Below are 13,101 nucleotides of genomic sequence, written 5' to 3' on the forward strand. Positions count from 1 at the left end.
ACGGTTAATGCAATAACTTTTTTGCATTAGAAGTCTAGGGTAATTTAAAAGTCGGGCTGCAAACCTAATAGATAAAGGAAAAAGTGCTTAATATGCACTCGATGTCATCCCAGCGAAAGCTGGGATCTAAAGAAAATAGCCTGAAAGACTATTAAGTAATATAGATCCCCGCCTACGCGGGGATGACATAAACTGCCATGAATTGTAGCCTTCAAAAAAAAACTTGATTATCGAGTATATATAAAATCCCTAATTATCGGTACAATAAACTGTTTGAATTTGCTACCACTAAATAAGCCGTAATGCCCAACTCCCTTTTGTAAATGATATTTTTTCATTACCATAGGAATACCGGAACACAAATCTAATGCAGTTTTAGTTTGTCCAACCGCAGCTATATCATCATTCTCGCCTTCGATGCCTAGTAAAGCACATTTTGTTATATTTTTTAAATGAACTTTACGATTTTTTGAGACAAATTCATCTTTGGCAAGAGCAAAATCTTTAAATACTTCTTGTATTGTTTGGAGATAGAATTCCGATGTCATATCCATAGTGGCTAAATATTCATCATAAAATTTTATGGTATGATTAGCTTTTTCAAGGTTGCCATCTAGCAAATTTTGTAGTAAATCCAAATGCGAATTAATATGCCGAGGAATATTTAAACTGATAAAACCCATAAGTTGTACAAACCCTAGATAGACATTTCTTCCGTAACCAGGATAGTTAAAGGGGACGGATGTAATCATCATTTGGCAAAACCATTGCATGCTTTTATGGATTGCAAACAAGTCAACATCTGTAGAATTAAGCCTTGCATCAATAGGTCCACCTATCAAAATCATTGACCGCGATACATTTACATCATTATTTGCAGACATTATACTAATGGCAGCTAGAAGGGGGACTGTTGGTTGGCATACTGCCGTAGTGTGCAGATTTGATCCTAGAAGCGTCATAAACTCAATTAAGTAGTCTATAAAATCATCTAAGTTAAATTTACCAAGTTGATTAGGTATAGTGCTTGCATCAAGCCAATCTGTAATATATACATCTGCGTATGGGAGCATTTCAGTTACAGTGTCCCTAAGTAAGGTAGCATGGTGTCCTGACAGTGGAGCGATTATTAATAATTTTGGCATTTTTTGCTTAATACCAATTTTGCTAAAATGCTTTAATTGACAAAATGTTTTAGTAGCAACTGTTTTTTCTTTAACAACATAAGACGTACCATCAATAATACATTCATTAATGTTAAATTTTGGCTTCTTGTATGTTCTAGTCATCCTCTCAGCAAGAGTCAAATATGCTAACATAACGTGACTATAGCCGCTATCTTTTATAGGATTATTACTATTTTTAAACCATTGCTCTAAAATTTCTATGTTTGCTCGCATTGGAATAAGCATAGTTTTAAAGCCTTCTAGTGCATAATAAAGATTATTAGAACTGCCATTATGCATAATATTTGTCCTTGAGAAGTCTGTTTATGCTTTAATTTTATATAATTAAGTGTTAATAATATACTCAAATACTGCAATATTCAAATGATTTGGGTATTAGTGCTAATGAATTATTATGATAATATAAAGGTGATGCATAAAAAAATTGTGGCGATTATTGGTAGACCCAATGTAGGGAAGTCTACGCTCTTTAATCGTTTGGCTATAAGGAAAAAGGCTATCGTACATGATCTCCCGGGGGTAACACGTGATCGAAAATACTCTGATGCCCAAATTGGACCATTTGATTTTACGGTAATTGATACTCCTGGTTTAGAAGAAGCAATCGGTGAAAAATTAGAATATAGAATGATGCAACAGACTGTAGAAGCCATCCTAGAAGCAGACTTGCTATGCCTTATGGTGGATGGTAAGGATGGCGTATTACCGGAAGATAAGTTTTTTGCTAATTTTATCAGAAGATATGATAAAAAATCTGTGTTGATTGTCAATAAATGTGAAGGACGGTTTGATTTTGCTAAAGAATACTACAAGCTTGGTTTTGATAATGTAGTGCCAATTTCTGCAGAACATGGTGTTGGTATGGCAGATTTACACGATGCAATAACTGAAGAATTAGGAGATGAGGAATTAGAGGAAGAATTAACTGATCCAATAAAGGCTGACTGTATACAAATAGTGGTGAGTGGTAGACCAAATGCAGGAAAATCTACTCTTATTAATAGTATTATTAACAATGAAAGATTGTTAACAGGACCTGAAGCCGGTATAACAAGGGAATCTATAGAAATTGATTGGCTATATAATGATAATAAATTTAAATTAATTGATACGGCTGGTCTAAGAAAAAAGGGAGCTATTAACAAGTCCTTAGAAAAATTATCAGCTTCTGATACTATTAATAGTATTAAGTTTGCTAATACTGTTATTTTGATGGTTGATGCACGAACGAATTTGGAGCAACAAGATCTAAATATTGCCAGTTATGTTATAGAGCAGGGCAGAAGCCTGCTCATAGTAGTTAATAAGTGGGATTTAATTGAAGGGAAAAATAAAGATAAATTTAAGGAAGAATTTCTTTATAAGATGGAAAGCAATCTACCGCAAGTTAAAGGAGTACCGATAATATTCATATCAGCCTTAAAAAAGCAGAATATTAATATGGTACTAGATGAGGCTATAAAAATTTATACTTTATGGAATAAAAAAATTGCTACCAGTAAACTGAATAATTGGTTAGGTTTTGCACTCGAGCAACATCCGCTGCCCTTACAAAAAGGTGGCAGACGTGTTAGAATTAAATATATGACCCAAACAAAAACTCGCCCACCAACTTTTAAACTATTCTCTAATAATCCTGAGAAAATCACGGATAGTTATACTAGATACCTTGTAAACAACTTGCGGGAAGCTTTTAATTTACCCGGTGTGCCAATAAGATTTACTTATACTAAAACTGAGAATCCATATGTAAAGTCATAGGATTACTATTGACAAGAACTATCAGAAATTATAAATTCAAATTTTAAGCCTAAATAATCTGAATTTACCAAGTGTGCAAGTTTTAAGTAATGGTCGATGTCATCCTTGCTTCGGTGCGGGATCTAAAATATCTTACTATATTATCTTTGCTATTTTTTAGATTCCCGCCTACGCGGGAATGACATCGTTTTTGATCCTGTAAGTACATTACTTACGTTGGCTTTTTGATCCACGCGGGCAAAGCCGTAGCTCGGATGACATAAACTACCATGAATTGTATCAGGGTAATTTAAAAGTCACAATCATTAGCTGTTATAGATGCAAGTTTAACCACTATCGATGTCATCCTTGCTTCGGTGCGGGATCTAAAATATCTTACTACATTATCTTTGCTATTTTTTAGATTCCTCACCGAAGCGGGAATGACATAAACTGTCATGAATTGTAGCCTTCAGAAAAAAACTTGATTATGTGAGTAGAGTTAATTAACTTTCATTCAAAAGATAACCAATTATTTTGAAAAAGAGTTTATCGTGAACAAGGGATAGTACAACTTCTATGGTAATTAATATTATAATGATCCATTCAAGTCTAGTGGAGTGTTTATAGTTTAAGTCATTTGACAAAATATTGTAGAGTTCATGGATCATGTTCAGTCGATGGTTAAGAATATTCTGACGAATTTGAATATCTTGAAACTCTGCAGTCATTAAGTATAAAGGTTCATAACTAGGACGACGCCAAAAAAATTCAGGAGTATCTAGTATATCGCTGTGTAAATTAATAGAATATCGTTCGTTAAATAATATACCAATTTGTTGGGATATTTCTTTTTTGGAAAGTGATACACTACCAGTGCTGGCTAGCTCTTGTTGAATCGGGGTTGTTTTTACAATTAGATTACTTACCGATTTTTCTAGTACACTAAGCTTAACTGACTGAGCTAAAGCATGCGATATAGATAATTTTATAAAAGTTGATTTATCTGCTAGAATGATTTGGTTTTTTTCTTCATCTATAAAGGTTTTGCCTGTAGTTTCATCATAATCAAAATAGATAAAGTCAGACATTATCTCGTCAGTTTGATTAGCTTGCAGAGCTACTATGTCTTCTAGAATCATTTTTTCTTGGCTTTCTTCAGCTCCCCATATAGTAACACAGCCAAATGGGAAAAAGAAAACATCTATAGGGTCTAAGTTTTTTACTTGTTCTTTTTGAATATATAGTACATCATCGAAGTGTTTAGGTTCAAGACCAATCTTATTAAGATTTATTACTAAGTCATTCATCTTATATTCAGAAGTCGTACAGTAGGAAGCACATCTCATATAATAAATAATTTATAGCAAACAACTGTTGCATCAGTATAATATAGTATTATAAAACTTATTAAAGTCAATTAAAATATCATAGTTGGTAATTATGCATGAAATATTAACAAATAGAGCAATTATTGAAGTTGTTGGTAATGATGCGATGAATTTCTTGCATAATTTGACAACTAATGATATAAAAAATAATAATTATTGTTATAGTTATGCTCTAAGTAATCAAGGAAGGTATTTATTTGATTTCTTTGTATTAAAACTATCAGCAACAAGGTTTTTTATTGATATAAATGTTAATCAGTCTGATTTATTTAAAAATCACTTAGTGCGGTATAAATTACGTGCTAAAATTGAAGTGAACGACTTAACTAACATCTATCAGGTTATTTACTCAAAACAACAGTTGGAATTTAATGAATATAAAGACCCTCGTTATGATCAACTCGGTTTCCGTTCCATTGTTAGTAAAGATGTACTAATAACTGCAGGAACAGCAGGACTATACCTGCAAGATAAATATAATTTTGCCATAGTTGATGGGTATGAGGATCTAATTTTCAACAGATCTATTCCGGTTGAATATGGCTGTGAGGAATTAAACGCTGTAAGTTATACCAAGGGTTGCTATATTGGACAGGAAGTTATTTCAAGAACAAAATACCAAGGAGTAGTAAGGAAAAAAATATTTAAATTATCCGTTAACACAGACAATCTAGATATCTCAAAAGATGATGAAATTATGGCAAATAATACAAAAATTGGAGTGGTATGTTCAAGCTATAAGAATAGTGCAATAGCTTTAATTAGATTAGACAACTATCATTCATTACAAAACACAGTTATTACTGTAAAAAACCAAACTGTTTCTTTGTGTGTTCCACCTTGGAGGAGCTGTACATATGAGTAAAATTATATTTTTAAATGGATGTGGTTCTGCTGGTAAAACATCTATCGCAAGAGCAATACAGTATTTAAGTAAGGATTCTTGGCTTACTTTTGGTATAGATACTTTTATTAGTATGACACCATTACCATGCTCATCTGATGATAAACTGGATGTTGGATACTTTTCCTTCGTTCCGGGGATAAATGACCGTGGACCAACCATGCGTGTTGAAACTAAGCCAAAGGGTGAGCAGCTCTTTGGTATCATGCCGGATTTTGCCAATCTACTTGCAAGTCGTAACAACAACCTTATCATCGATGAAGTCTTATTTGATGATGTTTATCTCAAATCTTACATAAAAGTCTTGAAAGGGCATATTGTATATTTTGTCGGAGTTTTTTGTGATCTTTCAGTGATGCAAGAGCGAGAAATTTTACGCTGTGATCGTGCTATAGGTTTATCGAATGACCAAATAGATAGAGTCCATGCAGGTAGCATGCGAGAATATGATTTAACAGTTGATACTACGAGCCGGTCACCTTTTGAGATTGCCAAGCAAATTCTGACTTTTGTAGAGGAAAATCCTGCACCACAAGGTTTTATGACTATGCATGAGAGATTACAGTTATGATGCTTCCCTTAAAACCTTTTTATTTTTTACGTCATGGTGAAACAGATTGGAATAGACACCATATTTACATGGGTGCACAGGATATTCCTCTCAATCAAACTGGAGAAAACCAAGCACGGGAAGCCTCTGATATTCTTGAAGAAAAGGATATAAAGCATATTGTCACAAGCCTGCTTATAAGAGCATACAGGACTGCTGAGATTGTCAATGAAAAGCTAAAGGTTGATATTACAATTGTCCCGGAGTTAGCAGAATGTTGTTGGGGTGAATATGAAGGTCAACCCATTGATGATAATATTCTGAAGAGATGGCTAGATGGCAATCCTCACCAAGGAGCAGAATATGTAAATGATTTTGACAAGAGAGTTCTGCGTGGTATTAATATTGCACTCAGCTTTCAAGAGCCAGTTTTAATTGTTGCACATGGTGGAGTTTATTATGCTATCCAAAGACTTTTAGGCTGGCCAATTATACATCTTAAAAATTGTTCTGCTATTTTTCACAGTCCACCAATAGGACAAAGTCAATCATGGTCTATGTGTGAACTCAGTTAACCTCAGGTTAGTTGTGAGCTTACTATTACCCACATCTTTGGACTTAGGGGACGTCATCCTGAATTTATTTCAGGACTATATTAATAAGAGTGGTAAGGGGTATATTAGTGGCGGCAAATTTTATGCTAGAAAAGCTTTATATATGGCGGCTTTGGTGGCTATGCGTTATAATAGATATCTTTCGAAACTCTACTTCTGCTGGTAATTTATTCGTACTACCGGTACTCTGCTCCTCACGTACATCTGAGTACGCTGCGGGTCAAGATTCCGTAGCTTCTTTAAATTCCTCAGCATAAGCGAGTTTCGAAAGATATCTAATGATATAGCTAACCCGAAAAGGTTTTAGGTGTATGTTAATCTTAGATTAGCTAGAAGCGATGTCATCCCTGCGTAGGCAGGGATATATAATATCTAATAGTCTTTAGGCTATTTTTTTAGATTCCTGACCGAAGCGGGAATGACATCAAGGCTATTATAGTTAAGCCCATAGGATTAGGTGACAAAGAACATAACAATTGTAAATTGTCATTCCCGCGTAGGCGGGAATCTAGATACCTGCTTTCGCAGGTATGACACAAAATTTGTATCACCTAATTCAATAGGTTTCACTATACATTACTATGCCTTAAACCTTTTCGGGTTAGCTGTAAAATGAAAGTCTTTTACGACTGCTTAATTGAATCGGGTAAACCGGCTAAAGTTGCATTGGTAGCTGTCATGCGTAAAATTATTATTTGTTTAAATTCTATGTTAAAAGATAACAAAATTTATATAAAATAATGTTTTTTACTCTTGACTCTTAAGACGGTAGATGACATCATTCCCGCCTGAGTACACTGGTATTCGTTGGCTTTATTAATGGAGATTACTTAAGAGTGTTAGATGTTTGAGCAATTACTTGATTTTTCTTCTATATATTTTATTATGCAAGGGATGGTAGTAACACTGAAATACAGTATAGTTTCAGTGTTATTAGGATTGATTATTGGTATCTTACTAGCAATTTGTAAGGTAAGTAAAAGTTGTGCGTTAAGACTATTTGCTAATTTCTATACATCTGTTTTTCGTGGTACTCCGTTACTTATACAACTTAGCATAATTTATTTTGGTTTACCTAGTGTAATTGGTATTAAGCTTGGTGTCTTCGTTGCTGGTAGCATAGCTTTCTCATTAAACTCCGGGGCATATGTTTCGGAAATAATTAGAGCTGGAATTAATAGTGTTGATAAAGGGCAGATTGAGGCAGCTAAAGCATTAGCTATACCCGAGAGATTAATGATGAAAGATATTATCTTGCCTCAAGCCATAAGAAATATTTTACCTTCACTAGTTAATGAGCTTATTAATTTAATCAAAGAGTCGGCGATTATATCAATGATCGGTGAAATGGATTTAATGCGGAGAGCTCAGCTAGTATCGGCTGAACATCTTACTTTTTTTACTCCTATGTTAATAGCAGGGCTTTGTTACTATGTTATGGTAATAATTATCAGTAAATTAGCTAAGATTATTGAAAAAAGATTAATAATTGGAGTTGAGTAGGATTTATTGATAATATGTACTTAAGTGAAATATGTATAAAACGTCCAGTATTCGCAACAGTGTTGAGTTTAGTGGTTGTTATTTTAGGGGCGGTATTTTTTACTAAACTGCAAATTAGGGCTATTCCCGATATTTCTTTTCCTGTAATAACAGTACATGCAGAATATCCTGGGGCAGATGCTCTTTATATGGAAAAAGAGATCACAACTCGTATTGAAAAAGCCCTGAAAACTATAAAAAATCTTGATTCTATTACTTCCCAAAGCTCAACAAGTAGTAGCTATATCACTTTAACATTTCGGTCATCTGCTAATATCGAAGCAGTCTTAAACGATGTTCGATCTAAAATTGCTGAGATAAGTCATATATTTCCCAAAGATATGCAAGCTCCTTATATTGCTAAGCTAGATGGCAATAATTTCCCTAGTTTGTTCTTAAGTATTAGTAGTGATGTATATAATGATTTGCAATTAACCCAAATTGTTCAAGAGAGTGTTAAAAGCATTTTAGAAAAACTTGAAACAATAGGTCAGGTTAAAGTGCAGGGTGGAAAATATTATTCTATGCGAATAGAACCAGATCCGGTAAAATTATATCAGCATAAAATGTCAGTGTTAGAAATTGAGAGTGCTATAAAAAAACAAAATATCTATTATCCAGCGGGAACTATTAAAACAGCTGCACGTGATTTTACTGTAAGATTAGATGGCTCTTTAAGTAAACTGGAAGAGTTTGAAAGAATTATACTAAAAGTAAAAGATGCTAGTATATTAAGGTTACAAGATATTGCTAAAATATATTTAGGTCCTCCAGAAGATGATGTAATTTTTAGATATAACGGTAAAAGTTCGGTAGCACTTGGTCTTATAAAACAATCACAGGCGAACCTGCTTGATTTATCCAAAGAAGTTAGATCGTCACTAGATAAAATTAAAAAGAATCTACCTAAGGGTATAACAATTGATATAGCCTATGATGCTTCGATTCCAGTTAATGCCTCAATCAAGTCAGTGTTCTTTACTATCGCTGAAGCATTAATTTTAGTTATAATAGTAGTATATTTATTTTTGGCATCAGCAAGAATCACTCTGATACCACTTGTAACCATTCCGGTATCGCTGATTGGCACATTTATGGTGATGTATTATTTAGGGTTTTCTATCAACATATTTACCCTTTTAGCAATGATATTGGCTATTGGTTTGGTGGTAGATGATGCAATAGTAATGCTGGAAAACGTTTTTAGATACAATGAGATGGGGCATTCTCCTATAGAAGCTGCCTTTCTTGCATCTAAGGAAATTGGTTTTGCCATTATAGCAATGACTATAACACTGGCCTCAGTATTTTTACCAATAGGTTTTATTGATGGATTTATGGGCAAGTTGTTCATTGAATTTGCTTGGACCTTGGCATTTTGTGTGTTAGTTTCTGGTTTTGTGGCGATTACTTTAACGCCAATGATGGCAAGTCGAATGATTAACAAAAATAATCAACTTCCTTTAGGGTTTTTAGTCAAATTTGATCAGTTTATTAAATTAGTCCAAAGCAAGTATTTGTCTTATTTAAATCTTGCTTTTGATCATAAAAAGCAATTCTCACTTATTATTGCATTATCTTTAGTGGTGCTAGTTGTTAGTTTTATCTTTGTTCCAAAGGTTTTTATTCCTCAGGAAGATGATGGTTTTTTGCAGATTTTTTTCTCAGGTCCTCAAGGATTTAATAGCGAACAATCAGAAAAAGCAATAGTAGAAGTTGAAAAAATACTTAGTTCTTGTAAAGATATAATAGGTCATTTGATAGTAATTTATCAGGGAGGTAGTGGTAGCGGTTTCGTATCTCTTAAAGATTGGAAGGCAAGGTCAAGGTCACAAAAAACTATAAAAAATTTACTTAATCGGCAATTTCAACGAATAGCTGGAATATCGATTTTTGCAATGGATCCACGTTCAATGGTTAGTGGTAATGCTAAAAGTCCCGTGGAATTTACTTTGCAATCCTCGCTTGAATATGAGCAGCTAGATCAAATATCGCAGAAATTCGTTAATAGAATGAAGAAAGATCCAGTTTTTATCAATGTGGGTAGTGATTTAAATTCTTCTATGCCGACAATTGACGTAATTGTTAACCGAGATAAAGCTTATCTGCTTGGTGTGAGTTTAGAAAATATAGGGTTAACATTGCAATATTTACTGGCAGGAAAGCAAATTGGTGATTTCAGAATGGGCAATGAACTGTATGATATAACTATGCAGTATAATTTAAAACATCGTAGTAATATCGATCATTTTAGTAAGATACTAATACCCACTAATAAACCAACTGATAATTTGTTGCCATTAAGTGTAGTCGCTAATATGGTTGGGAAAGTGTCTATTGAGTCTTATAACCACTATAATAATTCTAGATCAGTAACCATCTCGGCAGATTTAGCCCCAAACCAAAAAGTTAGCGATGCAATAAAACAAGTGAATAACATAGCTAATGAATTATTGGATAGTAATACAACTATCCTAGAATATATTGGCGAGATTAAGCAAAAGTCTGAATCACAAAGTAATCTTCTTATTACTTTCTTATTTGCTTTGTTGTTTATTTATTTAGTGCTTTCGGCACAATTTGAAAGTTTTACTGATCCTATATTAATACTTATTGCTGTACCATTCTCAATTACTGGAGGGGTATTAATGCTCTTAATATGTGGTAATACGCTGAATATATACAGTAATATTGGCTTGATCACTTTAATTGGTTTGATCACAAAAAATTCTATTATGATCGTAGAATTTACTAATAACTTAAGAAGCCAAGGATTAAATATTAGAGAAGCTGTAACTAAAGCTTCTAACTTAAGATTTAGACCAATTTTAATGACCACTCTAGCGACTATTTTTGGAGCAATATCATTAGTCATTGCCTCGGGAGCAGGGGCTGAAGCTCAAAAGTCTATTGGTCTGGTAATAGTTGGTGGAATGAGTATAGGAACTCTTTTCACTATATTTGTTATTCCAGTTTTATATCAAAGTTTTAAAAGGGAATATATTCAAATAAACGTGAATTCGGGATAACAAGTTATCCCAAATTCGGCTGTATATATAGAAACAATCAGGTTTGAAGCGGTTCTATACCTGATTGTTAAAATATCATTTGCGTTCAATAGATGATTTTAATAATTAAAATCATCTATTGAACGGTAAAAAAGTTAAAATGTACTCGCAGAACCGCTTCGAGAGTACATTTTTCTTTATATCACCCTAATTCGGGATAAGAATTATAATTCTTATCCCGAATTAGGGTAAATAAATGAATTGAAGAATTAGATAATTTTTTACAAAAATCTATTAGTGGGGGAATAATTTTGATTATACTAGGAATTGACCCATCTTTAGCTGGTATGGGATGGGGGGTAATCGATACCGATCCTCTGAAATATTTAGATAGTGGGGTTATAAAGACTAAATCAAGCGAACCAATGCATAAAAGGCTAGCTTTCATTAGCTCGTCCTTGCAAAAGATAATAGTACAATATAAACCTGCTATTGTTGCTATGGAGGAGACATTTGTTAATATGAATAGTGTTTCATCTTTAAAATTGGGATATGCTAGAGGAGCAGTCATGTCACTTATAGGAGGATATGATATTGCTTTTCAAGAATTTAAACCTAATGTTATCAAAAAATCGGTAGTGGGTTATGGTCATGCTGAAAAAAATCAGGTTCTGCAAATGATTAAACTTTTACTACCAGGAGCAATTGCAATCAGTAACTTTGATCAAGCAGATGCCCTTGCAGTGGCTTATGTTTGTTGGGCTTATACTTCAAAAACTCCCATAATTGAATTATAGCAATTCTTTACCTTTTACTTTTTCTTCTTCTTTTTGCTTACCTTTAAATTTTGTTAGAAACTCATCTGTTATGTATATAAGACTCATACTAAAGCTAAGGAATGGAGCATCTAATATAATAGTACAACCACCATCGGCAAATCTAATCTCCTTATTACCTAAATTAGGGTTTTGGCTATGGGTGAGTTTATATTTTTCTGAAAGTAACTCATAAAACTCTGTGAATTTATTGTTATTTATCGTTAAGATGATTGCTTGGATAATATTGTCATCATTACATATTACTAATAACTCAGTCAGCCCCTCTAATTTGACATCTCTAACATTAACATAATAATTATATCCATCCCAATGATTCCTTTCTTTTTTGGTAATCTGATATACTTGCTCTACATCTGCTATACTTGCTTTATTTAATTCAAAACCCAATGGAGTTGGATTAGCACTAACATTTAAACTAAAAATTGAAATAAATAATATGTAGAATAGTCTAGTGATCATAAAAGTTACCTTTTTATATATTAAATAAGAAAGGTATAATATATAAACTATTATGATTTTCAACTAATTATTTCATTTAAGCAAAAATAATATACTATTAACTAGTTTTAAAGTTTAGTTATTAGTTATAAGACTAGTTAAATTACCTCCTAACTACAGGATAAGAAACTAACTTGATGTAAAATAGATACAATTTTATTGAAATTAGATTATAAAATAATATATTCAAAAGTTCTAAAGAAGTCTCAGTTGCAGTCAATTTAGTGTTTGCTATAATCTAGCCAACGAGATATAACAAATCTTGCTGGCATGTTAGTATATACTCTTCTGCTTTGAAGGATTGTTTTTTGAAAATATCAAGGACGAACGTAACAACGTACCTTATGTACGCTCCGCTTGTTCCTCATTTTCAAATCCAATGCTCCAAATCATTTGAGTATACTAAATACATTAATGTCTGAAATGTTAACAATTTATTTGGAGAGTTGATCATATGAATAAAGGAGAATTAGTAGCATTAATGGCTGAAGCAGGTCATTCAAAAAGTGATGCAGAGAAAGCCCTTACTTGGGTTGTAGACAGTGTACTTAAAGCCCTTAGTCGTGGTGAGGACGTTAACCTAGTGGGGTTTGGTTCTTTCCATATACAAAGTAGAGCTGCACGTGAAGGTCGTAATCCAAAAACTGGTGAGAAAATGCATATTTCTGCCTATAAACAACCAGTATTTAGAGCTGGTAAGAAAATGAAGGAAGCCTGTAATAATTCGTAACTTCGTGTTTTACTTAGAACCTGTTTCTATAAAATATTGTAGTTTTTACCAAGTGTACAAGTTTAAGTACTCTGAGTTCAATACAACAAAGCTAGTGT

General features: G+C 33.1%; 11 protein-coding genes. 8 read left to right on the plus strand and 3 right to left on the minus strand.

What is annotated here, in order from left to right; translation table 11 throughout:
- Nucleotides 1-227: 227 nt before the first annotated feature.
- A complete protein-coding gene (phaZ, locus tag AAGD29_RS01890) occupies nucleotides 228-1,466 on the minus strand; it encodes a polyhydroxyalkanoate depolymerase (protein WP_341758304.1) in 1,239 nt (412 codons plus the stop codon).
- Between the two features lie 132 nt (nucleotides 1,467-1,598).
- On the opposite strand from phaZ, the gene der reads away from it, so the two are divergent.
- Nucleotides 1,599-2,948, plus strand: coding sequence for a ribosome biogenesis GTPase Der (gene der, locus AAGD29_RS01895; RefSeq protein ID WP_341758820.1), 1,350 nt, complete (start codon nucleotides 1,599-1,601; stop codon nucleotides 2,946-2,948).
- 485 nt (nucleotides 2,949-3,433) lie between these two features.
- Here der and AAGD29_RS01900 read toward each other — a convergent pair whose 3' ends face one another.
- Entirely contained in the window at nucleotides 3,434-4,237 is an 804-nt protein-coding gene (locus tag AAGD29_RS01900; protein ID WP_341758305.1) for an RMD1 family protein, read from the minus strand.
- Between the two features lie 133 nt (nucleotides 4,238-4,370).
- Here AAGD29_RS01900 and AAGD29_RS01905 point away from each other — a divergent pair, with 133 nt between their 5' ends.
- From AAGD29_RS01905 to ruvC, 6 genes are all read left to right on the plus strand, one after another.
- Nucleotides 4,371-5,183: a folate-binding protein gene (locus tag AAGD29_RS01905; RefSeq protein WP_341758306.1), complete on the plus strand. Its 813-nt coding sequence runs from the start codon at nucleotides 4,371-4,373 to the stop codon at nucleotides 5,181-5,183.
- Complete coding sequence (locus AAGD29_RS01910; RefSeq protein ID WP_341758307.1) at nucleotides 5,176-5,793, plus strand: phosphotransferase-like protein; 618 nt, start codon at nucleotides 5,176-5,178, stop codon at nucleotides 5,791-5,793. Before AAGD29_RS01905 ends, AAGD29_RS01910 begins: the two co-directional genes overlap by 8 nt.
- Nucleotides 5,790-6,347 (plus strand): histidine phosphatase family protein, encoded by a 558-nt coding sequence (locus AAGD29_RS01915; RefSeq protein WP_341758308.1) that lies wholly within the window; start codon nucleotides 5,790-5,792, stop codon nucleotides 6,345-6,347. The genes AAGD29_RS01910 and AAGD29_RS01915 overlap by 4 nt, the downstream gene beginning before the upstream one ends.
- A gap of 882 nt (nucleotides 6,348-7,229) precedes the next feature.
- Nucleotides 7,230-7,889, plus strand: coding sequence for an amino acid ABC transporter permease (locus tag AAGD29_RS01925; protein WP_341758309.1), 660 nt, complete (start codon nucleotides 7,230-7,232; stop codon nucleotides 7,887-7,889).
- Nucleotides 7,890-7,903: 14 nt separating this feature from the next.
- Nucleotides 7,904-10,957, plus strand: a complete 3,054-nt coding sequence (locus AAGD29_RS01930; protein WP_341758310.1) for an efflux RND transporter permease subunit — start codon at nucleotides 7,904-7,906, stop codon at nucleotides 10,955-10,957.
- 290 nt (nucleotides 10,958-11,247) lie between these two features.
- Nucleotides 11,248-11,733, plus strand: a complete 486-nt coding sequence (gene ruvC / locus AAGD29_RS01935) for a crossover junction endodeoxyribonuclease RuvC (protein ID WP_341754291.1) — start codon at nucleotides 11,248-11,250, stop codon at nucleotides 11,731-11,733.
- Here ruvC and AAGD29_RS01940 read toward each other — a convergent pair.
- Entirely contained in the window at nucleotides 11,728-12,234 is a 507-nt protein-coding gene (locus AAGD29_RS01940; RefSeq protein ID WP_341758311.1) for a hypothetical protein, read from the minus strand. The two genes, ruvC and AAGD29_RS01940, sit on opposite strands and share 6 nt — an antisense overlap.
- Nucleotides 12,235-12,727: 493 nt before the next feature.
- Between AAGD29_RS01940 and AAGD29_RS01945 the strand changes: the two genes are divergently transcribed.
- Entirely contained in the window at nucleotides 12,728-13,003 is a 276-nt protein-coding gene (locus AAGD29_RS01945) for an HU family DNA-binding protein (RefSeq protein WP_341754294.1), read from the plus strand.
- Nucleotides 13,004-13,101 lie beyond the last annotated feature (98 nt).

The organism is Candidatus Tisiphia endosymbiont of Ditula angustiorana (assembly GCF_964026425.1).
In the GTDB taxonomy this organism is placed as follows: Bacteria; Pseudomonadota; Alphaproteobacteria; order Rickettsiales; family Rickettsiaceae; genus Tisiphia.

Coding starts and splice junctions, on each gene's coding strand:
- phaZ (WP_341758304.1), bottom strand. CDS start 1,466: ATGCATAATGGCAGTTCTAATAATCTTTATTATGCACTAGAAGGCTTT.
- der (WP_341758820.1), top strand. CDS start 1,599: ATGCATAAAAAAATTGTGGCGATTATTGGTAGACCCAATGTAGGGAAG.
- AAGD29_RS01900 (WP_341758305.1), bottom strand. CDS start 4,237: ATGAATGACTTAGTAATAAATCTTAATAAGATTGGTCTTGAACCTAAA.
- AAGD29_RS01905 (WP_341758306.1), top strand. CDS start 4,371: ATGCATGAAATATTAACAAATAGAGCAATTATTGAAGTTGTTGGTAAT.
- AAGD29_RS01910 (WP_341758307.1), top strand. CDS start 5,176: ATGAGTAAAATTATATTTTTAAATGGATGTGGTTCTGCTGGTAAAACA.
- AAGD29_RS01915 (WP_341758308.1), top strand. CDS start 5,790: ATGATGCTTCCCTTAAAACCTTTTTATTTTTTACGTCATGGTGAAACA.
- AAGD29_RS01925 (WP_341758309.1), top strand. CDS start 7,230: ATGTTTGAGCAATTACTTGATTTTTCTTCTATATATTTTATTATGCAA.
- AAGD29_RS01930 (WP_341758310.1), top strand. CDS start 7,904: ATGTACTTAAGTGAAATATGTATAAAACGTCCAGTATTCGCAACAGTG.
- AAGD29_RS01940 (WP_341758311.1), bottom strand. CDS start 12,234: ATGATCACTAGACTATTCTACATATTATTTATTTCAATTTTTAGTTTA.
- AAGD29_RS01945 (WP_341754294.1), top strand. CDS start 12,728: ATGAATAAAGGAGAATTAGTAGCATTAATGGCTGAAGCAGGTCATTCA.